The organism is Micromonospora sp. NPDC005710 (assembly GCF_040630995.1).
In the GTDB taxonomy this organism is placed as follows: domain Bacteria; phylum Actinomycetota; class Actinomycetes; order Mycobacteriales; family Micromonosporaceae; genus Micromonospora.
Window position 1 is genome coordinate 19,313 of record NZ_JBEXYP010000026.1, and the last position, 22,082, is coordinate 41,394.

Genomic DNA, 22,082 nt, shown 5'->3' on the forward strand with positions numbered 1-22,082 from the left:
GCGGGCTCGGCGTGACGCCGAGCCCGCCCGTTCCGGGTCGGTCGAGCTTGATCGGATCGGGTCAGCGTTGCAGGGTGAGCAGACCCGGCCGGTACGGCAGGAGCCCGTAGTCGACGCCGTCGGAGCTGGGGGAACGCCCCTGGTAGAGCAGTTGCAGGTTGCAGGCGTCAACGGTCATCGTCTGGTCGGCGTTGGTGCGCAGCAGCTCACCGTGGCTGATGTCGTTGGTCCAGGTCGCGCCGCTGTTGACCTTGCCGGCGAACGGGTTGCTCTGGGACGCGGCCTGCGGCGTCCACGTACCGTTCAGGCTGGTCGCCGTGAACGAACGGAAGTAGCGGCCCGTCGAGCCGATCGCCTCGACGATCATGAGGTACTTGTTCAGGCCCTGGAGCTTGTAGACCTGAACGGCCTCGAACAGGTTGTTCGTGGTGTCGCTCATGATGGTCGTGTAGCTGCTGCCGAAGTTGCCCGGGAAGTTCCCGATCGGCATGCTGGCCCGGTAGATCTTGCCGTTGTCGCCGGCGAAGAAGAGGTACATGTTCGTACCGTCACCGATGATCGTCTGATCGATCGGACCGGTACCCGAACCCGTGATGCTTCCGGTGAACAGCGGCTGTGCCGCGGACCAGCCGTTCGCGTTGGTGGGGTTGGTCGAGGTCCGGTAGGAGAACGCCGTGCCACCCCACTGGTAGGTGAGCACCCAGATGTTCTTCGGCGCGAAATAGAAGAGCGACGGCGCGACAGTCCCGGAGTTCATACCGGTCTGGGTGGCCGAGGCCATCTGCGAGTAGTTCGAGAAGAGGCTGAAGTTCATCGAGCCCCAACTGCTACCGAAGTCGTGCGTGGTGGCGTAGACCAGTTGCTGGCCGTTGTACGGAGCGACGGTGAAGTCCTTCAGCGACACCCAGCCCGACTTCGGGTTCGCCAACACCCCGGTCGAGGACCAGCGGTACGTCGACGGAAGGTCGCACGTCCCACCCGGCGGCGGGGTCGTCGGCGGCGGAGTGGTGGGGTCGGTCCCACCGCCGACGCGGACGAACTGCCACTGCTGGTTGGTGCCGTTCCAGTCGTCGTACTGCACGATGTTGCCGCCGTCGGCGGTCGAGGCGCCCTGCACCTCCATCACCTTGTTGCTGTTGCGGTTGATGAGCCGGACGTAACCGCTGTCCGAGTCGGCCAACCGGAACTGCTGGTTGGTGCCGTTGGTGTCGCTCCACTGCACGATGCTGCCGCCGTTGGCGGTCGAGAAGCCCGAGACGTCCAGCACCTTGTTGGACAGCCGCGACTTGACCCGGTAGTAACCACCACCGGAGTCGACGAACTGCCACTGCTGCTGGTTGCCGTTGTTGCGGGTCCACTGGGTGATCCGCGCACCGTCGTTCGTCGCCAGGTTGTAGACGTCCAGGGCCTTGCCGCTGTTGCGGTTGACCAACACGTACCACGCGTTGGTGTCGACAGACGCCGCGGCGGCGGGTGACGACACCACAGCTACGGCGGCGCCACCGACCATCAGCGCCGCCGCGCCGGCGGCGACGAGACGGGGCAACCACCAACGCCGCCGCGACGGCGTTGCGATCGATGGAGACCTATCTAGGGCAGACATGATCCTCCTCCAGTGACCAAGAGCCGAACGGCCTGCCCGAGGGTGGGCGCACCGCGACGCGTGGCCGAGCGCACAGGCGTCAGAGAGTTAGCGTTAACACGACGCCGGCGAGCACTAGCGCACGCCAGATTCGAGATCGACGAGGCGGGGCTTGCCCGGAAAGCCACTGCGTCGTCGTCCTTAGGCATCGACTGTGAGCGATAACATGGCGTTCGTCAAGACGTAACGTGCTGGGAACATCAGCCCTTGAGGAGGCACCGCGAGCGCGTTAACATCGACGTTTGCCCATCGCCTACGGTGCCGAGGATCAGCCCTGAACCTCCGCCGACGCCAGCGCCGGTGCGCTGACGGGCCGGCGGAGCGGGCGCGTCGGCGGCCCTCGACCGAACCGGGCCGCCAGGGGCGCCCGACCCTGTCACCGAGTCAGACCGCGCCTCGGTCGACCAGGCTGAACGTGGTGTCGAGGGGCGCGTCACCGAGGAACTCCACGTAGATTTCCTTTTTCGTCGGGCTCCACTGCACCACGCCGTGCTCGTCATTGACGAGGGCATAGGAGGGGCGACCCTTGTCGTCCTCAGCCTCACGGGATATCCCGAACAGGGTTGCCGCGATCGGCCGGCAGTCGGTCCCCACGAGCGACTTGTAGCCCTTCGCATCGATCTTGACCCCGAGGCACGGTCGGTGGGCGATCTCCGGGTTCACCGACTTGATCAGGTAGTCGACCCCGACCGGTTCGAGCACGAAGAGCGCATCCTTGCCGGTGCCGTTGCCGACCCCGAGCTCACCGTGGAACGGCAGCGACAGATCACGGTCGATCTCCACCACGTGCAGCAGCAGTCGCCGCTGACCGGCCAGCATGGCTCGGGTCGGGTCCACGCTCGCCGACGGTGACGCGGTCGGCGTCCCCGATGCGGACGCTGACGCGCTGGCAGCCGGCCCACTCGATGTCGGGCTGCCACTCGTCGGCGAGCCGGACGGGCCCGGTGTGGACTGCCCTCGCAGCAGTTGCGGGCCGAACAGGAACGCGGGCACCAGCACCGCCACCACCGCTGCGGTCGCACCCAACGCGGTGAGCCAGCCACGACGGCCGGAAGCCGCGCGACCGGCAGTGGCCAGACCCGGTGGCATCGACCCGGCACCCTGAGCGCCACCGCCGAAAACGGGCGACACACCCGCCGCCGGCATCGCGCTCAGGAACTGGGCCGGCCCGCCGGCACCGCCCGGATGCGCAGCGGTCAACAACCCGTCGAGCAACTCCCGAGCGGTGGGCCGGTCAGCGGGATCCTTCTGCAACGCCCGGGAGACCAACTCCCGCAACGGCCCGTTGAGCCCGCTGAGATCTGGCGGTTGCGTGAGGATCCGCATCGCGGTCGCGGTGGCCGAGTCGCCCCCGAACGGGCTGCGGCCGGTCGCGGCCTGGGCCACCAGGGCACCCCAGGCGAAGATGTCCGCGGCCGGGCCCACCGGACGGCCGGCCGTCGTGTCGAACCGCTCGGGGGCCATGAAGGAGACAGTCCCGACCATCTGGTTGGTACGGGTGTGCTGGCTCGTCGCCTCGAACGCGCGGGCGATGCCGAAGTCGATGACCTTGATCCCGCCCGGCGCCACCAGGACGTTCGCCGGCTTCAGGTCGCGGTGGATCACCCCGGCACCGTGGATGGCGGTGAGCGCGGTGGCCACCCCGACCGCGATGCTGTGCAACTGCGCCGCCCCGAGCGGCCCCTGTTTCCGGACCACCTCGGCAAGAGTGGGGCCCTCGACGTACTCCACCACCAGGTACGGCGGGTCATGGTCCGGGTCGGCGTCCAGCACTTCGGCGGTGCAGAACGGCGGAACCTGGCGCGCGCGGTTCACCTCACTACGGAACCGACCGCGGAACTCCTCGTCGTGCGAGAGCTCGGAACGGACGACCTTGACCGCCACCCGTCGTCCCTGCGGCGAGCGGGCCAGGAAGACGCTGCCCATGCCCCCGTCGCCGAGGCGATCGAGCACCTCGTACCCGCCGAGGCTGGCCGGGTCACCGAGACGCAATCCCTTGCTCACGCCGGATGCCCGCAGACCGCGACCACCGCGTGAACCGTTCCGCCTGTCACCCGTTCCCCTTCGGTCAGTCCGACGCCGGCCGCAGCCTATCGTCCGCCCACCGAATCCCGTCGATGCCGTCCACCAGTCGGCTCCGCCCGGGCATGTCGCATCGTCCCGGCCCGCGCTACCGAAGCCGCCCGGCCGTCTGACAGGGGCGGCGGCGGTCGGACCACGAGGGATCCGACCGCCGCCGCGACCGTACGAGCTATCGGCGGCTCCACTGCTGGTTGGTCTGGCCGGTGCAGGTCCAGAGGACGAGCTTCGTGCCGTTGCCAGTGCCCACGTTGTAGGGGTCGAGGCAGAGGCCGGACTGGACCCCGGTGATGGTGCCGTTGGCGTTGACGTTCCACTGCTGGTTCGTTCCGCCGTGGCAGTCGTAGATGGTGACCAGGGTGCCCGGGGAGGTGCCGTAGCCGGCGGCGTCCAGGCACTTGTTGCCGTACACGGTCAGCGTCTTGGTGCTCGTGTAGGTCCACTGCTGGTTGGTGCGGCCGTGACAGTCCCACAACTGCACCTGGGTGCCGTTCGTGGTGGAGGAGCCGGGGACGTCGACGCACCGACCGGACAGGGTGCCGACGATGGCGGTGGTCGACCCGCTGCCGCTGCCGGGGTCGCCGATGCTTCCGGGCACCGCCTGCAACGCGCTGTACCAGCGGGCAGCCATCTTGTCGTAGCCGCCGGACGTGGGGTGGACACCGTCGATCAGGTCGGCGGTGGTGAGGGCGCTGTGCATGTCGACGAGGCGTACCCGCTTGCCGGCGTTCACCTTGCTCTGCACGATGCCGGGGATCGCCGCGTTGAAGGTACGCGCGGCCGCGTCCTGGTTGCTGTTGGCGATCGGGATGATCTGCGCGACGAACACTTCCGCGGTGGGAGCCGTGGTGGTGATCCGGTCGATCAGGGTGGAGAGGCGGTTCGGCGCGGTGCTCACGTTGTAGTTCTGCAGGATGTCGTTGGTGCCGATGTGCAGCAGAACGGTCTGCGGCCGTTGCGTGTTCAGCCAGCCGACGATGTTCGCGTCGATCTGGTCGATGCGCCAGCCAGGGTGTCCCTGGTGGTCGTGGTCACCGAGGCTGGCTGGCCCGTTGAACTGCGACCCGACGAAGTCCACAGTGTACCGACCGCTGGCGAGGCGCTGCCAGAGGCCGATGCGGTACCCGCCCGGCACCTGGGTGCCCTCGGTGATGGAGTCACCGAGGGGCATCACCCGCACCCCGCCGTTGGATTCCGCGTTGGCCGGACCGGTCGAGGTCAGCACCCCGGCGAGGACGACGCCGAGTGCGGCGGTCGCCGCGAGCCATCTTGCCCTCGTTCGCATAGATTTCTCCCCTGCGGTGGTAGTGCTGACGGAGGAGTCAGGCCGTCGCGACCGCTGCCACATCGGCATGACGATGCCGTCGCAGCACTGGGACGGATTGTTAACGTTAACAGCGATCCTTGTAAATTCTTGTCGCTGATCTGGCCCCACGTCAAGCCTCGATCGGGGCGAGCGTCGCAGGGTGCCGCCGATACCGAAGGGGCTGACGATGCCACCGGGTCAGCAGTGACGCGTACACCGAATGTAGGCCTTTTTCGCATAAGCCCGTTTGATGCGAGGATCGCTCGACTACCTTCGCTGTGGTGGCGACAACCGATTTGTCGCCTTCTGCACCGACTGTGATGTGCGGAGACATGGTCGTACGGCGAAGGGCTAGGTAGCTCGATGTCCAACTATCTATACCCGAACATGCGTGAAGTAGCGGCAGGTCAGGACCGTTCGTCGAAGAGGCGACAGGCGCGCTGGCTGGTCGCCGGGGTGGCCGGGTTGACCGGAATGCTCAGCCTGGCCGCCTTCACACCGTCAGGGGTGAGCGGCGCGGCCGGCGGAAGTGGCAACCCCTCGAACGCCGGAACGCAGGTCCTCGCCGACGGCAGCCGGGGCAACGGCGACGATCACGGAGGCCAGGACCCGGGCGGCCGCGACGGCAAGGACCACAAGAAGGACAACGACCGTCGGGACGACAGGGGCGACGACTTCCGGTCCGTGCCCTGCAACGCCGACGAGCTGATCGCCGCGATCGTTCGCGCGAACGCCAACTCCGGGGCGAAACTCCGGCTCGCCGAGAGGTGCACCTACACGCTCACCAGGTCAGCACCTCAGCCGCCGGTGCCCTCCGGCGCGGTCGGCCTGCCGATCATCACCCAGCGGGTCGTTATCGACGGAAACGGTTCCACAATCGTCCGCTCAGCCACCGCCACCTCTTTCCGGATCCTCGAAGTCGGCGCCGGCGGTGACCTGACGCTCCGCGACGCCACCATCAAGGGCGGCCTGGCCGACGGTGGGATCGGCGCCGGCGGCGGCGGCATCCGGATCGACGTCGGCGGCAGGGCCAGCATCGAGAACACCAACGTGGTCTACAACCACACGAACGGCCCCGGCGGCGGTATCGCCAACTTCGGCGTCACGAAGATCCTCGGCGGAGGCGACCAGGGCAAGGACAAGGACAGCAGGAAAGACGGCGGCAGCACCATCAGCAACAACAGCGCCGTGTTCGACGGCGGAGGCATCTTCAACAACGGCAACCTCACCGTGCAGAACACCCGGCTGAGCTACAACAACACGATCGGGGTCGTCAACATCCTGCCCATCGGTGGCGCTGGCGGCGGGTTGTCGAACAGCAGCACCGCCGTGCTCGAGAACGTCCACCTGGACAACAACACAGCGGGCTTCCGCGGCGGTGGCATCCGCGGCGGCATCAACTCCACCACCGAGGCCACCAACGTCGAGGTCGACAACAACCGGGCCGGCAGCGAGGGCGGCGGAATCTTCTCCGACGGCGTCTTCCACCTCAGGCACGCGAAGGTCCACCACAACGAAGCCGGCCAACGCGGCGGTGGCGTCTACAACCAGATCGGCCAGTTCGTGGCAGAAGAAAGCTCGATCAGCGAGAACGTCGCGAGCACGAACAGCACCATCGAGCACGGCGGCGGAATCTACAACGGCAGCGGCACCGTCGTCCTGCGCCGTACGCACGTCGAGCGGAACCGGGCCATCGGCTCCAGCTCGCGGGGCGGCGGAATCTACAACGACGCCAGGCTCACCCTCACCGAGAGCACTGTCACCGACAACATCTCCATCCTGGCACCCGGCGGCATCTTCAACGACGGCGGCCAGGTCACCGTGGACCAGAAGACCGTGATCAGCGGCAACCGGCCCACCAACTGCACACCCAGCTCACCGCCGGTGCCCAACTGCTTCGGCTGAACATCCGATTGCCCCGGCACCCCGGTGGCACGAGGTAGGCATCCGGTCCCGCACCGGTTCGATCACGAGGATCGGATCTGCTGCGGGACCGGGTGCCGTCCAGCCGGAGTACGCCGTCAGACGGTTGAAGTTTCGATGATGGTGTTGTTCTCGTCGATGCCGTGACTGCGCCAGTAGACGTCCCACTCGTCGTCGACGTGCTGAGGGACCTTGCCCTCCGGATAGCGGACGTACGGCGGGGTCGGCTCCTGCCCGTCCGGGAAGCAGGCGCTGCCACCCTGGCCGCCGACCGCGATGGCCGGGTACTCACCACCGGCGCAGATGCTCTCCCGGTACGAGCAGGCAGTGGTGGCCATCAGCCCACCCAGGCCCACAGCGGCCAGGGCGATCACGATTCGCGTTCGCATGGGGGCATCCTGCTCGCCCCGGCGGCGCATGGCCACCGATCAGTTGGCTGCCGGGGTCGTGGCCGGTGGCTACGAACACTCCAGTGACGCCACGACCCGTTCGGTGCCGGCGTAAGTGTCTCGGACGCGGACGCCGGTGACGACGCCGTCGCGGCCCATGGGGACGTGAGGACGGCGCTGCTCGCACGGGGGAACGAGCAGCGCCGTCCCATTGACGATACTTCACATCCCCGGTCACCGCTGCCCTCCGACGAGGCCCACTTCACCGCCTGTTCTCGTTCAGGTGCGTGAAGTCGACGCCGGTGCGCGTCGACGAGTGCTCCCACAGTTGCTGTTGGAGAGTCGTGTCGCGTGCCCGACCGCCCGCCTCGACGCGTACTGGCGCGCCGGTGAGTTGGGCGATCCCGCCGGGGCCGTAGAAGTCACCGCCTGACGCGTGGGGGTCCACCGCAGCGCGCAGCGTCGGCAGTGCCGCATCAGTCCCATCCTGCAGCAGCCAGGACGTCGCTCGTCGTAGGCGAGGATGCGCTACGGCCCGCAGCGCTGCGGTGCTGCCTCGACCCATCGTCATCGCGGTGCGCACGAAACCAGGATGGGCGGCGACAGCGATCGTCCTGTGACCGGCGGCGGTGAGTCGGCGTTGCAACTCGTACACGGTCATGAGGTTGAATGCCTTACTCACCGCGTACGCCTGGGTCGGCTGGTATCGCCTACGCCGCCAGTCGAGGTCGTCGAGGCGCACGGCGGCCCAGCGATGTGCGGTGCTGCTGGTGTGGACAATCCGCGAGCCGGGGGTCGCGAGCAGGGCATCGAGCAGCAGGCCGGTGAGCGCAAATGGTCCCAGGTGGTTGATGCCCAGATGAAGTTCGAACCCGTCAGCGCTTTCCTGACGACCGCCGTCGAGCTTCATGACGCCGGCGTTGTTGATGAGCAGGTCGAGGCGATCGAAGCGGGACGTGAACTCCTCGGCTGCCCGCTTGACGGCAGCAAGACTCGCCAGGTCGACCTGCAGAGTTTCCACCGGCCGTCGAGCGATGGCCCTGATTCGCACGGCCGCGGCACTGGCTTTGCTGTCGTCGCGGCACCCGAGGACGACGTGGGCACCCCGGGTGGCCAACGCCTGAGCAACGGCATAGCCGATGCCTGTGTTCGCGCCTGTCACCAACACGGTTCGATCATCCTGACGGGGAATGTCGGCGAATCCCCACCCCGCGTCACCGCCCACCGACACGTTCGCAGCCTAACGGCAGGCACTCCCGATCGTGGCCCGGTAGGTCCTGGAACTCTTCGGTAAGATCGGCCGATGCTCGCCGTCGATGTTGTGGACACTGCGGCGCTGCCGGAGAGCGACAGGTTCGGGTTCTGGCACGACCTGGTTGCGCGGGAATCGGTGCCCGCACGGATCCACAGTGCTCATTCGCGTGACTTTCGGGCTGGCGCCACAGTCGTCAGCCTGGGTGACGTCGTCGTGTCCCGCTGGCGGTACCCGTCGTTGGAGATGCATCGGACGGCACGGCAGATCCGCCGGGGCGACCCCGAGATGTATCAGCTGGCCCTGCCGCTGAGCGGGCGCGGGTGGATGGAGCAGGAGCGCCGAGAGACGATTCTCGCGCCCGGGCATCTCAACTTCGTCGACACGTCGAGGCCGCACGCCTCGATGCACGAGGGAGCAGAGTCGGAGCCGGATCGCCTGCTGACGACACTGACCGTCCTGGTGCCGCACTCCATGATCCCGGTTCACCCGAACAAGATTGCGAAACTGCTCGGTGCCTCGATCCCCACGACGGAGGGAATGGGGGTGCTCCTGACCGACTTCGTGCAACAGGTGGTGGGTCATCCCGAGCAGTACGAGGTGGAGGATGCACCACGCCTCGGCTTCATTGCCCGTGACCTCATCGCGGCAACCGTCGCGCACCGGCTCGACGTCGCCAGCTCGCTCCCCCAGGACTTCAGGGGCCACGCCCAACGTCTGCGGATCGTTGCCTTCATCCAGAGCAACCTGCACGACAGGAACCTCACCCCTGCCGCCGTGGCAGCAGCACATCATCTGTCGCTGCGCACGATGTACCGCCTCTTCGAAGCCGAGCCCGCCTCGGTCGCCGAGCTGATCCGACGAGGGCGACTCGACCGGTGCGCGACGGACCTGCGCGACCCCCGCCTGCGCGACAGGCCGATCTACGCGATCGCCGCTCGCTGGGGCTTCACCGACAAGGCGTACTTCAGCCGAGCTTTCCGTACGGTGTACGGACAATCACCGCGCGGCTACCGCGGCAACTGACCAGATCGGCCGTCAGTGCTCTCCTTCCTGCCCGTCACCTCGCGTGCCCCGCCGTTTCATGGCGTGTTCGACCAGCGCGATCAAAACCTCCTTGCTGGACTCCCGGTCCCGTGCGTCGCACAGCATGACGGGCACACCAGGATCGAGGTTGAGCGCCTGCTGCACCTCGCCGAGGCTGTACTTCCGGGCGTCGGCGAAGCAGTTCACGGCAACGACGAACGGGAGGTGGTGTTCTTCGAAGTAGTCGACGGAGGGAAAGCAATCGGCGAGCCGGCGGGTGTCCGCCAGCACGACCGCGCCAAGAGCACCGAGAGCCAACTCATCCCAGATGAACCAGAACCGGCCCTGCCCGGGAGTGCCGAACAGGTAGAGCACCAGATCCTGGTCGAAGGTGATCCGACCGAAGTCCATGGCCACCGTCGTCGTCGACTTCGACTCGACGCCATCGAGGTCGTCAACTCCGATTCCCCGCTCCGAGAGCAACTCCTCGGTTTGGAGCGGCCGGGTCTCGGAGACCGCGGCGACGAGGGTGGTCTTACCCACCCCGAAGCCGCCCGCGACCAGAATCTTGATCGCGGTGGGAAGGGTGACGGCCCCGTCGCGCCCGTCGTCAGAGTGCGCGTAGTCCATTGATCACTGCCTCGAATACGTCGTCGTCGGGAAGTTGGGTATTCGCCGGCTCCGTCACCTGCACCAACTTCTGCGAAAGCAAGTCGTCGAGGAGCACGCGGATCGTGCCGAGCGGAAGGCCGAGGTGCGCGGCTACCTCCGCCAGCGCGAGAGGCCGTTCCCGGCAGAGTTCAACGATGCGGATGTGTTCCGGCACGATACCGGGCCGTAACGGTGGGGCCGTTCCGGTGGCCCGAATCAGGGATATCACGTTGATGAGGGCCTTCGTCGCCGTGCGGCCTCGCGTCATCGCGTACGGCCGCACGATGGGCCCAGCGGCCTCGTCCACCCATAGGGACTCGGGATGATCGGATGTCACGGCGGCCCCTACTTGTCGGTCGGCTGGTCGGACGTTCGCGACGGAGACGCAAGGTGCTTGCCGGCGCGATCGACGAGGATGGCCATCTCGTAGGCGACAAGCCCGACGTCGGCGTCCTGTGCGGCGAGGACGGCCAGACACGCTCCGGCGCCAGCGGCAGTGACGAACAGGAAGGACGAGTCCATCTCCACGATGATCTGCTGAACGGCCCCTCCGCCGAACCTCTTACCAGCACCTCGCCCGAGGCTCTGAAAGCCAGCGGCGAGCGCCGACAGGTGTTCGGCATCGTCACCACTCAGCCCGGCGGAGGACGCCACCAGCAGCCCGTCAACGGAGAGGACGATGGCATGTTCAGCCCGCTGAACCCGAGACACAAGATCATCGAGCAGCCAGGTTAGTTCGCCAGTGGTTCTGGGCTGTACCCGCTGTGCCACACGTTCCTCTTTCTACAGGTCGGTCTCTGCCGGGTTGGGCGCCTCGACAGGGCCGACGCTGCCCCCGTCATCCTGGCCGCGCGCGGCTGCCTCACGACCGCGGAGGCTCCCTTGCTGGTAGTCGCTCATCCGGCTGCGGATGAGTTCGGGGGTCCGGTTCACATTGCCCTCACTGGGCTCGTCGACGGCGACGTCGCGCAGTGGCGGGACGACTCTCCGCTGGCGCTGACGGACGGGTAGGCCCCCACGGGTGAGAGCGTCTGATGAAGAAGGCTCCTGATTCACGCCGGTTCGCTCCCCGCTGGGAGTGGGTGGTTGGCTTGTGGCTTCCGTCTGGTCGTCCACGCGTGCGCTCCCCTCGGGAGCTGCGGGATCCACCGCAGCGGTGGTCGCCGACTCGATGGCGGTCCGATCCAGGGGATCCGCGAGGGCAACAGCGGCGCCGGCTGGCGTGGCTGCCTGAAGACGGCCACCCTGCGTGTCGCCGACACCGGCGACGGCGAGCGGACCAGCTCTACCCGGGCCGGTTCCGACAGTCGGGGGATCGGCGACGGTGATCAGTGCCATGGGGATGAGCACCACGGCAGTCGTACCGCCGTAGCCCGAATCCTTCAATCGCACTGTGATTCCGTGCTTCTGGGACAGTTGGCGGACGACGTACAGGCCGAGCTTCTTGGCCGTCGGAAGACCGAGTTCCTCGGTACTGGCGATCTGCTCGTTGGCGGCGACGAGTTCCTCGTCGCCCATGCCCAGCCCACGGTCGACGACCTCGACGACGAAGCCCTTCGCCACGAGTTGGCCGCTGACATCGACAGTGGTGTGCGGGGGCGAGAAGGACAGAGCGTTCTCGATCAGCTCCGCCAGAAGGTGGATGACGTCGCCGACGGCCCTGCCGGCCAGGCCGACCGACCCGAAGGGCAGGACGTTCACTCGCGTGTAGTCCTCCACCTCCTGCGACGCCGCCCGCGCGACGTCGAGCAGCGGAACCTCCTGGCGCCAGGCACGGCCGGGGGTAGCGCCGGAGAGCACGATGAGGTTTTCCGCGTTGCGCCGCTGCCGGGTGGTCAGGTGGTCGACGCGGAACAGGTCCTCCAGCTTCTTGGGGTCCTCCTCGTTGCGTTGCATGCGTTCGAGGAGGGTCAACTGGCGGTGGACGAGCCCCTGCGTCCGTCGGGCCAGACTGAGGAAGACGTCGCGGACGTCACGTCGCAGCTCGGCCTGCCGGACCGCGGTGAGGATCGCCATCTCCTGGACGCGGTTGAACGCCTGGCCGAGCTGGCCGATCTCGTCATCGCCGAAGTCCAGCGGCGGTGCCTCCGCGGCGACGTCGACCTTCTCGCCGCGGCCGAGCCGCCGGACGACGCTCGGCAGACGTTCGTCGGCCAACTGGTGGGCGGCTACCCGGAGGAGTTGAAGCTGGGCCACCAACGCTCGTGCGGTCGTCACCGACATCACGATCGACGCGATGACGGCCAGCGCTCCCAGGCCGGCGGCGAGGACGAGCCGGACGACCACCCACACGGCCACCGGAGTGGCACGGTCCACCAGCGCGTCCCCGCTGCTGAGCACCATCGTCTGCAGCTCGCTGAGGGCGGCGCCCGCCGTACTGTCCCATTCCTTCGAGGTCAGCGGGAGGGCAGTGGCAGCGCGCTCGCGGGCAAGGAGTCGGTCCTCGGTCCGGCGCAGTTCGTTGAAGGCGGGGCCACCGATCACCTGGTCGAACTTGGCGCGCTCCGACTCGCGGAGGGTCCCGAGTGCTCGTTGCGCGAGATAGCGCTGGGCCGCAACGAGTTCCGTGAGCTGGCTGTTGACACTCGTCGTCGATCGACCGGCGGCCAGGGCCCCGGACAGCAGGGCGTCCTCCTGCGAGATCAGCTCTCGGATCCGGTACAGCTCGATCAGGGAGCGGGTGTCGGCCTCGATCTCCGGATCATCGAGGCCACCAACGACGTCGTAGAGTTCGAACAGGGCGTCGACGAGGCCCGTGTACGCCTGCCGGGCGGCGGTCTGGTCGATCGTGCGCCCGTCGATCGCCTGTCTCGTGGCGGGCAGCGTGTCAAGCGCGGCGAAGGCGGCTTCGACGGTCCGCTCGGCCTCGGCACTGCCGGCGAACCGCGCGAGTCGGCTCTGTGCTGTCGCTCGGAACTTCACGGCGGCGTCATCGACCTGCCGACGACCGACCGCGAGGGCGTTCGCACGATCGGGGCTGGGTCCACCCAGTTGGGCGGCCGAGAGTCGGCGCTCGACCTGTAGTTCCAACAACAGCGGCTCGCTGGGACCGACGATCTGACTGTCGATCGCCTGAACGAACAAGAGATTGACGCCCTCGCGAAGCGTCACCCACGCCGCAAACGACCAGAGCGCCACCAGGGACAGAAGGAGAGCGACAACCTTGGCGCGCAGATTCGTACTGCGAGCACTGCCAGACCGCATTGGACCTACCGTCCCACTGGACATCAGTAACTTCACGGCCATCCGTGCCCTACAAGACATCGGATGGTGCAGACCGGGGCACGCTAGCAGTTGTCTGACTCGCTGCTCAAGGTCGTCTAGGCGAGGGCTGCCGTCGCGGAGGCATCGACAGTGTCCATCACGCCGGGCACGCGGCCAGGCCTCCTGCCGCGCTGGGATCCCGTTGACGCACGCTGGCAATGTGTTGTGCTGCAAGGACAGCAGCATTGACGATCATTTCCGGGAAGTAGAGGTCCTTGTCGTGCCAGAGCGCGGGGGCGACCCGTCGGCCTTCCACGTTCGCTTCCAAATACTCGCGTCCCCGGTCGAGTGCCACGGTGGCGGTTGCCGCCCCCGGGCCTGCTGTCGCCAGAACCTGCATCGCGTACGCCGTCTCCTCGGCGGTGCCGCTCCAGCGCCCCCAGGATCCGTTGGGCCGCTGCGTCGCCGTCACCCACCGCACCGCTCGCGTCAGCGACCTCGCAGCAACTGATGGGGCGGCCTCAGCCAGGGCCAGGCAGCAGCACATGGTCGCGTAGTAGGGGGAGGCGTGCCAGCGGTCCTCCCAACTGCCGTCAGGGAGTTGACGCGCCTGGATGGCGCGCACCAGACGACGGACCGCGTCGCGGTAGTGCGGCCCCACGTTCGGACGTGTGATCACGTGCTGATGCATGGCGTCCAGGACGTGGGCGTTCGTGGTGACGGAAAAGCCGTCCTCACCAGGCCAGGTGCAGAATCCCGTCTCGGTCTCGTACCTCCACAGACAACTCGGATCCATCGGAGTTCCCAGTTGCGCCAGGGCGTAGAGAGTGACCGAGGTGGTGTCGGCGTCCGGCGGCAAGCCTGGTCCGGCGGGTGTCCCGGCCGGCGACAGGTCAGCCGTCAGACTCGCCACGAGGTCTGCGGATGCGGGCACCGCGATGCCGGCACGGGTCAGGGATCCGATGACCCAGGCGCGCTCGAACAGCCCAACCGGTGTCGCGCAGGGGGCCAGACCGTCGTGCCGGTCGACGACAGCCTCCAGGTACGACAGTGCGCGGCCCTGATCTCCGGCACCGGGCGTACCCAACCACGCGGCGGTGGCGGCTGGCGAAGCGCCGATGACGCCTGACGGCGGCGGCAGGACGCCGCGGGCGTTTCGGGCCAGGTCTCCGGTGACCTCCAGGGCGTGTAGCAGTTTCTCGGGCACTGGCGCGCCTGCCTCGATGAGGTCCTGGACGGCGTCGAGTCTGGTGTGGTTCATGCCCGTCGGTAGCGGCAGGCGAGGGTTCGCCCGCCAGTGCCTGAGGCCGCTGGGGAGATCGCGGCGTCTCAGGTGCTCGTTGATGGTGTCGGTCAGCGCCGGCACGATGAGGTCGATCGCTGGTGTGTCCGGGACCGGCCGCGCGGCTGCCATCCAACGGTTGAGCCATTGCAGGCCACGATCGGCGGCGCTGATCAGCTCGTCCGTCGGATGCCGCAACAGCAGGGTGAGAATCGCCTCAGTGGCGCTCAGGGAGGGGACCATGGCGTACCCCTCCGGCGGTCCCCAGCCACCGTCGGTGCGCTGGGTACGCAGGAGGTACTCCACCCGCTCGTCATGCCGGGTGAGCCAGGGAGCCAGGCTCACGAGCCGGGCGGTTTCATAGATCGAGGGGGACATCCGTCCGGCCGGTTCTCGCAGCATCGCCTCGATCAGGGAAGCGGCGGTGGTCGGCGCGTCAGGTTTTCGTACCGCCGTTGTTTGTTCAGCGCTCAACGGTGCCCCAGAAATCCGCGCCATGGTAGAACCCGCCGGTGAACCCGAGTTCTCTGGCGAGGTACGCGGCCTCTCGGGGGCAGGTGCCTTCCAGCGCCTCCAGAAGTGAGCGGCATCGTTCGCTGCCTTCGGCGACGAGTCGGTCAATGTCGTCGCGGTCGGCGCCGAGCAGGAGAGCGTTGAGGTCGCCGGAAGCGAGGTCGCGATCGTAGCTGGCGAGGTCGTTGACCAGGCGTATCACCTGCTGCACCTCACGGCTGGCCGCGATCAGCGCGGGGAGGTGAGTCAGAGTGTCCTCGGCGCCGGTCGCGATCCAGTGGGACACGTTGACGAAGGTGGCGCCGTAGTTGTCCGCGTTGGCGATGTATTCGGCCAGGGTCGGTACCTGCGTCTCGCCCGCCGCCCGGGCGGCTCGCCACTCCCACTCTCGTGCGTCGGCGGTGAGCATGTTGCTGACCTCGTCCCGCCAGAGCACCCTGAGGTCCGCGAACGCGGGAACGGTGGCCAGCTCGGTGCGGATCTCGGCGAGGAATCGACCGAGCGGATCGTCGGCGGCCGGAGCGGCTCCGTCGGCGACCGCGACGCAGCTCGACACCGTCGCGTTCACGGATTCCATCGACATTGCCACGGAGTCGATCTGCCAGTCCTCCGCGGTGACCCAGAGGGAGGCCCGGGTGGCGACGCGGAGCTGGTGCGCGGTGCACCAGGGCGCCAGAAATGCCGTCGACGCCGCCAGGGAACCGAGCATCGCACCGTCGACCGGTGGGGCGGGGAACAGACTGGGATAGGCCGCCACGCATCTCTGCAGGTCCCGGTGACCCTTCGCCGCGAGAGCGCAGATGCGTCCCTGCTCCGAGGCTGTCGTGATCCCGAAGGTGATGGTGTTGGAGGGCACGGGGCTCCTATCGCAGGACGGGGTGCTTGGTGCGGCGCGTCAGGGTCATCTCCACCGGCCGGGACGGGCGCAGCGAGGCGGCAACCCTCGTTCCGGGGATGGCGGTGTCAGTCAGGTGGAACCTGAACCTGCTGAGGAAGGTGGCCACGATGAGGACGGCTTCCAGCATGAACAGGTGCTCGCCGAGGCACCGGTGCTTGCCGCCACCGAACGGATAGTGGGCGTAGCGGTGCCTCGGTTCGTGGCCCGGCGCGAAGCGCTCAGGATCGAACGTCTCAGCCGTCGGGCCCCACAGAGCGGACATGCGATGTGTCGCGTACGGGGAAAGGATGACGTTGGTTCCCGCTGCGATCTTCACCCCGCCGAGCACATCCTCGGTGGCCGCCCGACGGGGCAGGATCCAACCGGCGGGATACAGCCGCAGGAGTTCGTCGAGCACCATCCGGGTGTAGGTCAGGTCTGGGAAGTGCTCGGCACGGACCGGGCCCGCGCCGATGACGTGGTCGATCTCCGCGTACAGGCGCTCGGCGACGCGTGGCGCGTTGGCGAGTGCCGGCCACAGCCAGGTGAGCACGACGTAGGAGGTCTCGGTGGTGACGGCAACCATGGAGACGAGGTCGTCGCGCATCTGCTGTTCGGAAAGACGGTGCCCCTCGGGTGTACGCGCCCGAGCCAGGGTGGACAGGACGTCGTCACCATCGCCGGGCCGCTCGATCGCCGCACGCAGGACAGGCAGCAGGATGTCGTCGATCGTCCGCACAGCCTTGTGGAATCGCCGGTCGCCGGGCATCGGGATCCACCATGGCACCGCGGGCGCGAGCAGGCGTGGTGCCATCGAGGTGACGATCACCTCCTGGGCGGCCATGATCCGCAGGGCGGTGTCGATGGAGATCCTGTCAGCGAAGAAGACGCGCATGATGGCGCTGGAGACGATGCGTGAAAGCTCTGCGCCGATGTCGATCGGTGTTCCTCGTGCGGCCAGCACCTCAAGTCCGTCGACTGAGGTGGCGATGGCATGGGCCATGGTGTCGACCAGGGTGCTGACGCGGGTTGTCCTGAACAGGGGGCCGAGCGTCCGGCGGCTGGCCTCCCAACTGTCGCCTTCGGCGAGGATGCCGTCGCCGACCAGTCGTCGCACCGAGCGCCAGAGCGCTGTGTCGTCCCCGCGCGGGTAGATGGCCGCCTTCTCCTGCAGCACCTGCTGCACGTCTTCGGGCCGGAAGACGAGGTACGGGCTGGAGACACCGAGCCCGACGCGGACCACGTCCCCGCCGGACCAGTTCGCGATGTCGACGAGCGTCCGGTGCGCGTCGCGGATCAGACGCGGCAGCGCCTGTCGAGCAGGAATGTGCTTGACCCTGGTGCCTGATGTCGTCGTCGCCAACGCATGTTCCTCCCACCACGACCCCGTTGAAAACCATGGCGTCCCGACTCCGGACGATGTGTCGCCAGTGTCCCGGTGTAACACGCGCGGGGCAATGGGTGATCAGGTTCGTCACACGACGTATGTCGATGTATGGCTTTCTGCCGATGGTCGGACTAGGGTCGCTCGACCGGATCGCAGGCAGCCGACTTGCCCTGTTAGTTCGATCGAGATTCGGGGAAGTGAAGCGGACCTTCGATCAACGGTTGCAGGCCGCCGAACGCCGGTCTTAATCACTCACCGCGAGGTTCGGGCATGTTTGACGGCTTTGAAGAGTTCGACATCGAGACTCTCGGGGCGACGATCCATGGCCGTCGCGGCGGCAGCGGGCCGCCCGTTCTGCTCCTGCACGGCATTCCCGAGACGCACCTCATGTGGCACCGCGTAGCGCCGAAGCTCGCCGAGAACTACACCGTGGTCGCCACGGACCTGCGCGGCTGGGGCGACAGCGGTAAACCGGCGAGTAGCGCCGGTCACGAGCCCTACGGCATGCGCGCCGTCGCCCGCGACCAGATCGAGGTCATGCGGAGCCTGGGCTACGAGAAGTTCCACCTCGTCGGGCATGACCGCGGTGCTCGGTGCGCCTACCGCCTGGCGCTCGACGAACCCGACGTCGTTACCCGGCTGGCCGTCATGGACGTCGTTCCCATCGGCGACGTCTACGACCGAGCCGACCGGACCTTCAGCCTCTCCTACTGGGTCTGGTCCTTCCTGGCCGCACCGGAGCCGGTGCCCGAGCAGTTCATCGCGGCGGCGCCGGCGGTGCTCGTCGACTTCATGCTCGACACCTGGCCGAAGGTGGAGGACGCCTTCCCAGCGGAGGTACGGGCGGCGTACGTCAAGCAGTTCAGCGACCCTGCCACGGCCCATGCGATCTGCGAGGAGTTCCGCGCGGCCGCGTCAGTGGACTACCAGCAGGACAAGGCGGACCGGGGCAAGCGGAAGATCGACTGCCCCGTGCTGTTCCTCTGGAGCCAACAGGGGCAGGTCGCGAAGCTCTACGACGACCCGCTCGCGATTTGGCGGGAGTGGGCCGACGACGTACGCGGCGAGCCGATCCCGGTCGGGCACTTCATCCCCGAGGAGGCACCCGACGAGACCGCCCGCCAGTTGCTGGACTTCCTGAGGTAGCCCATCGCGGCGCGTCACCGCGGTGGTCACGCTTCTCACTTCACGCTCGGCGACGAACAAGAAGGGGAAACTGATGCCCATCACTCGTATTGCGATTCGCGAGGGCAAGTCCGATACGTACAAGCAGGCACTTCTCAGCCAGATCTACGAAGCCATGCGCGAGACTGTCAAGATCAAGGACGGCGACCGCTTCATGGCTATCACGGAGCACGGGGAGAGCGAATTCGCCTACGGTGACTTCCTCGGTGTCCAGCGGTCGGCCGACCTGGTGCAGATCCAGGTGTTCTGGACCTCGGGCAAGTCCGCCGACGCCAAGCTGGCGATGTATCGCGCGATCGTCGAGCGGCTCGGACGTGACCCGGGGGTGCGGCCCGAGGACGTGCTGATCTCAGTGGTCGAGACCGGCACTGAAAACTGGTCCTTCGGTAACGGGGAAGCCCAACTCTTCAAGGCGCAGTGAGCGCGTCTCGGCAGCAGCGCCGCCCGACTGAGGGGAACCAGGGGCACTACGAAGGGGTGGCCGCCGGGTCACACCTGGCGGCCCCCTCCGGACGGCCCTGTAGCGATTTGGACTAGAGATCCCTTGCGCTGTGGACCTGCAGCTCTGCGTAGCGGCCGGAGACCGGCGGGTTGGACGAAGAGTTCCCGGCGGGCTACCGCCTCGCCCCGGGCGTCCAACTCGTACCCCTCGATCCAGAGCCACCCGTCGTACGTGATCCGGTCGTCCAGTACGCGGATGAGGCGGAAGAGGAATGGCCGCGAGAACTGGATGCTGGCAGCCTGGGTGATGTGGATGAGGTCACCACTTCTGAATGGGGGCACGACCCACCGCCCGTCGCCAAGCCAGGATCCGCGCTCGGGCCATGGCTACGTCTGCGCACCAGCCGTCCCGAGGGCAGGCGAGGCACTTGCCTTGACGGTGGTCGTCGAGCGTGCCCCAGGCCAGCTCGATGAGGAACGGGATCTTCACCGCCTCCCCTCCTTACCCGGAAGATCCGCATGGGGCCGACGGCCGGAGTTCCGGCGCGAGCGAACCTCTCGAGTGGCTGCCGGGCTGAGGGCTCCGGAACGGTGCTCGTAGGCGGTCGCAGGCCCGGTTCGGTCGAGCGCTTCTTGACGACGGCGGAACGGCCAGAGGGGGAGCTTCACGGACGCCTCCTACAGACGGTGAACAGTTACTGACCCAAGGTAGTCCAACCTGTTCATCCTGTATAGCCTGTCCAGCCCGCCTTAAGCAGGTTACCCGTACCCGCCGCCCAGGCCGTGTAGCGCGTCCATATCGTGTCGATCATGGTTGACGAGATGAGCCCGGTTCCCTTCTACATCCAGCTCGCCGATCTCCTCGCCAAGCAGATCGAGAGCGGAAAGCTGAAGCCCAGGCAGTCGCTCCCCTCCGAGGCGACGCTTCAACAGGAGTACGGCGTGGCGAGGGGAACGGTCCGCGCTGCGGTACGCCTCCTCCGGGATCGGGGCCTCGTCGTCACCTTCACTGGACGCGGGACGTTCGTCGCGGAGAAGGCTCCCTAACGCCTACCCCTCCTGCGGAGCACCCACGAGACGGGGCAGCCCCCGAAGGCGCACGCCCAGCGGGACGCTGCCGAACGGGTTTCCAGGACATGAGGATGCATCCCTCGACTTCCGTCCGAGACAGCTCCAGGAGGTCTGCCTCGTCCACCCAGGCCGAGAGCAGAAGCAGGGTCTCGGTGAAGTTCTGGGCGGCGCGAGGGGGCGGCTGCGTCGGTGGCGAGATAGTCGGCGAGTTTGCCCAGGCTCCAGCGGGTAGACGGTCGTCGCCGCACCCTAGGTGCCCGGGACGGGAGCACCACGAGCAATCCGCGTCCCGACGTGGCATCTGGCCTGTACGCTCGCGCCTTCTCGGCAGATGGATCGTGGAGGGTGGACGGATCGACGTCGATCAGGGCTGGGTGAATGGGACTTCGCTGCCGGCGGGCTGACCGTGCGGGCCACCGTGGGCCTGGGGGGTCGTTCGGCGGCCACGTTCCGGGATCGGCCGGGGCGGTGGTGGCGCCGTCGAGGCGCGGACGACGAGCTCGACCGGTTGGTCGGCCGCTGGCGCAAGCTCGACGTCCGGCTTCTCGATGACCTGAACCAGCAGCGCGAGGCCCTGCCGCGCGACCTCGTCGAACGGCTGCCGCACGGTGGTGAGCGGGGGAGTGACGTAGGCGGCGACCGGGATGTCGTCGAACCCGACGACGCTGATGTCCTCGGGCACGCGGCGCCCGGCCTCGAGCTGCGCGCGGATGAGACCGATCGCCATGTCGTCGTTCGCGGCGAACACCGCGGTCACGGTGCTGTCGCCGGCCAGTTCCCGGCCCGCCGCGTAGCCGGACGCGGCCGACCAGTCGCCCTCGACGACCGGTGGCTCGTCCGCGCCGTGGGCTCGCAGCGCCTCGCGCCAGCCGGCGAGACGGTCCCGTGCCGAATACCACCGCTGCGGGCCGGCCAGGTGATGGACGGTCGCGTGCCCCAGCTCCAGCAGGTGCTCGGTCGCGGCCCGCGCGAGCCGGCCCGCGCCGACCCTGGCGGTCACCACCTGCGGCGCGGTGAAGGTGGGCGGCGCGCCGAGGACCAGGACCGGCACGTCGACGCTGATGAGGCCGACGCCCTCGTCGATCGGCTCGGAGATGACGACGCCGTCCACGCCCTGGCCCAGCAGCGACGCCAGGGCGCTCGCGATGCCGCCGGGGTCGCCCTCGATCGTGGCGGCCACCCGCAGCGTGTAGCCCATCTCCCGGACCGCCCGCTCGATGCCCATGAGCCACGACGCTGGCCCGTACAGGGCGCTGCCGAGCGTCACCACGCCGATCGACCGGGTCCGCCCGGAGGCCAGCGCCCGGGCCGCCTGGTTGCGCCGGTAGCCGAGCTCCTCGGCGGCGTCCAGGACCCGCCGGCGCACGCTGGCCGAGACATACGGCTCGTCGTTGAGGACCCTGGACACCGTCTTCTGGGAGACGCCGGCCAGCCGCGCGACGTCCACGCTGCGCGGCATCGGAGGGCTTCCACCCGGCCTCGCCAGTCGCGTCACGGCACCTCCCATCGCCGGCCATCGTCCTGTATGATTGCGTAGTCATGTCTACGCAGTCAGGCACTCACCGTTAAGAGCCCGCAACCCGCCCGTGACACTGGCGAAGCAGGTTTCTTACCAGCACCCTAACTCCAGTTTCGAACCGTACAGATCAGGCCGGGCCGCCCGCCGACTTCACCGCAGACCACAGTGCTGCTGTCCACGCCTTCAGCGTGTCACGCGGCCGGGCGCCCCAGAGGCGAATCGGTTCGCTACTCGATCGGCGCCGAGTCGGTGGGCCGGCGACACGGAATGCCTGAGCGCGATGCCCTAGCACTTCGAAAGGGTCGTACTGTCGGCGGCCACTCGAAGCCTGCGAG

19 protein-coding genes are annotated in these 22,082 nt (G+C 67.8%); 5 read left to right on the forward strand and 14 right to left on the reverse strand.

What is annotated here, in order from left to right; translation table 11 throughout:
* Nucleotides 1–61: 61 nt before the first annotated feature.
* From ABZ406_RS26890 to ABZ406_RS26900, 3 genes are all read right to left on the reverse strand, one after another.
* Nucleotides 62–1,603 carry a non-reducing end alpha-L-arabinofuranosidase family hydrolase gene (locus ABZ406_RS26890; protein WP_357767179.1) on the reverse strand — a complete coding sequence of 514 codons (1,542 nt, stop codon included), beginning with the start codon at nt 1,601–1,603 and terminating at the stop codon, nt 62–64.
* A 423-nt stretch (nt 1,604–2,026) separates the two neighbouring features.
* Nucleotides 2,027–3,646, reverse strand: a complete 1,620-nt coding sequence (locus ABZ406_RS26895) for a serine/threonine-protein kinase (RefSeq protein WP_357767182.1) — start codon at nt 3,644–3,646, stop codon at nt 2,027–2,029.
* Nucleotides 3,647–3,893: 247 nt separating this feature from the next.
* A complete protein-coding gene (locus ABZ406_RS26900) occupies nt 3,894–5,006 on the reverse strand; it encodes a ricin-type beta-trefoil lectin domain protein (protein WP_357767184.1) in 1,113 nt (370 codons plus the stop codon).
* Between the two features lie 384 nt (nt 5,007–5,390).
* Here ABZ406_RS26900 and ABZ406_RS26905 point away from each other — a divergent pair, with 384 nt between their 5' ends.
* Nucleotides 5,391–6,932, forward strand: a complete 1,542-nt coding sequence (locus ABZ406_RS26905; RefSeq protein ID WP_357767187.1) for a hypothetical protein — start codon at nt 5,391–5,393, stop codon at nt 6,930–6,932.
* Between the two features lie 116 nt (nt 6,933–7,048).
* On the opposite strand, the gene ABZ406_RS26910 is transcribed toward ABZ406_RS26905, so the two are convergent.
* Both ABZ406_RS26910 and ABZ406_RS26915 read right to left on the reverse strand, forming a co-directional pair.
* Nucleotides 7,049–7,339 (reverse strand): hypothetical protein, encoded by a 291-nt coding sequence (locus tag ABZ406_RS26910; RefSeq protein WP_357767189.1) that lies wholly within the window; start codon nt 7,337–7,339, stop codon nt 7,049–7,051.
* 262 nt (nt 7,340–7,601) lie between these two features.
* Nucleotides 7,602–8,570: an oxidoreductase gene (locus ABZ406_RS26915; RefSeq protein WP_357767192.1), complete on the reverse strand. Its 969-nt coding sequence runs from the start codon at nt 8,568–8,570 to the stop codon at nt 7,602–7,604.
* A 72-nt stretch (nt 8,571–8,642) separates the two neighbouring features.
* Between ABZ406_RS26915 and ABZ406_RS26920 the strand changes: the two genes are divergently transcribed.
* Nucleotides 8,643–9,617 (forward strand): helix-turn-helix domain-containing protein, encoded by a 975-nt coding sequence (locus ABZ406_RS26920; RefSeq protein WP_357767196.1) that lies wholly within the window; start codon nt 8,643–8,645, stop codon nt 9,615–9,617.
* Nucleotides 9,618–9,629: 12 nt separating this feature from the next.
* On the opposite strand, the gene ABZ406_RS26925 is transcribed toward ABZ406_RS26920, so the two are convergent.
* From ABZ406_RS26925 to ABZ406_RS26955, 7 genes are all read right to left on the reverse strand, one after another.
* The gene (locus ABZ406_RS26925; protein ID WP_357767199.1) at nt 9,630–10,247 is read right to left on the reverse strand and encodes an ATP/GTP-binding protein; all 618 of its coding nucleotides are present in this window, start codon (nt 10,245–10,247) and stop codon (nt 9,630–9,632) included.
* The gene (locus tag ABZ406_RS26930; RefSeq protein WP_357767361.1) at nt 10,228–10,536 is read right to left on the reverse strand and encodes a DUF742 domain-containing protein; all 309 of its coding nucleotides are present in this window, start codon (nt 10,534–10,536) and stop codon (nt 10,228–10,230) included. Before ABZ406_RS26930 ends, ABZ406_RS26925 begins: the two co-directional genes overlap by 20 nt.
* Nucleotides 10,537–10,613: 77 nt before the next feature.
* Nucleotides 10,614–11,039, reverse strand: coding sequence for a roadblock/LC7 domain-containing protein (locus ABZ406_RS26935; RefSeq protein WP_357767202.1), 426 nt, complete (start codon nt 11,037–11,039; stop codon nt 10,614–10,616).
* A 12-nt stretch (nt 11,040–11,051) separates the two neighbouring features.
* A complete protein-coding gene (locus ABZ406_RS26940) occupies nt 11,052–13,472 on the reverse strand; it encodes a nitrate- and nitrite sensing domain-containing protein (protein WP_357767205.1) in 2,421 nt (806 codons plus the stop codon).
* A 157-nt stretch (nt 13,473–13,629) separates the two neighbouring features.
* Entirely contained in the window at nt 13,630–15,252 is a 1,623-nt protein-coding gene (locus ABZ406_RS26945) for a prenyltransferase/squalene oxidase repeat-containing protein (RefSeq protein WP_357767364.1), read from the reverse strand.
* Complete coding sequence (locus tag ABZ406_RS26950) at nt 15,218–16,123, reverse strand: terpene synthase family protein (protein WP_357767207.1); 906 nt, start codon at nt 16,121–16,123, stop codon at nt 15,218–15,220. The genes ABZ406_RS26945 and ABZ406_RS26950 overlap by 35 nt, the downstream gene beginning before the upstream one ends.
* Nucleotides 16,124–16,130: 7 nt before the next feature.
* Nucleotides 16,131–17,471: a cytochrome P450 gene (locus ABZ406_RS26955; protein WP_357767367.1), complete on the reverse strand. Its 1,341-nt coding sequence runs from the start codon at nt 17,469–17,471 to the stop codon at nt 16,131–16,133.
* Nucleotides 17,472–17,801: 330 nt separating this feature from the next.
* On the opposite strand from ABZ406_RS26955, the gene ABZ406_RS26960 reads away from it, so the two are divergent.
* Both ABZ406_RS26960 and ABZ406_RS26965 read left to right on the forward strand, forming a co-directional pair.
* Complete coding sequence (locus ABZ406_RS26960) at nt 17,802–18,677, forward strand: alpha/beta hydrolase (RefSeq protein WP_357767209.1); 876 nt, start codon at nt 17,802–17,804, stop codon at nt 18,675–18,677.
* 73 nt (nt 18,678–18,750) lie between these two features.
* A complete protein-coding gene (locus ABZ406_RS26965) occupies nt 18,751–19,137 on the forward strand; it encodes a tautomerase family protein (RefSeq protein WP_357767212.1) in 387 nt (128 codons plus the stop codon).
* Nucleotides 19,138–19,205: 68 nt separating this feature from the next.
* Here ABZ406_RS26965 and ABZ406_RS26970 read toward each other — a convergent pair whose 3' ends face one another.
* Entirely contained in the window at nt 19,206–19,499 is a 294-nt protein-coding gene (locus tag ABZ406_RS26970; protein WP_357767214.1) for a hypothetical protein, read from the reverse strand.
* 468 nt (nt 19,500–19,967) lie between these two features.
* Between ABZ406_RS26970 and ABZ406_RS26975 the strand changes: the two genes are divergently transcribed.
* Nucleotides 19,968–20,204, forward strand: coding sequence for a GntR family transcriptional regulator (locus ABZ406_RS26975; RefSeq protein WP_357767217.1), 237 nt, complete (start codon nt 19,968–19,970; stop codon nt 20,202–20,204).
* Between the two features lie 388 nt (nt 20,205–20,592).
* Here ABZ406_RS26975 and ABZ406_RS26980 read toward each other — a convergent pair whose 3' ends face one another.
* A complete protein-coding gene (locus ABZ406_RS26980) occupies nt 20,593–21,687 on the reverse strand; it encodes a LacI family DNA-binding transcriptional regulator (protein ID WP_357767220.1) in 1,095 nt (364 codons plus the stop codon).
* Nucleotides 21,688–22,082: the final 395 nt, after the last annotated feature.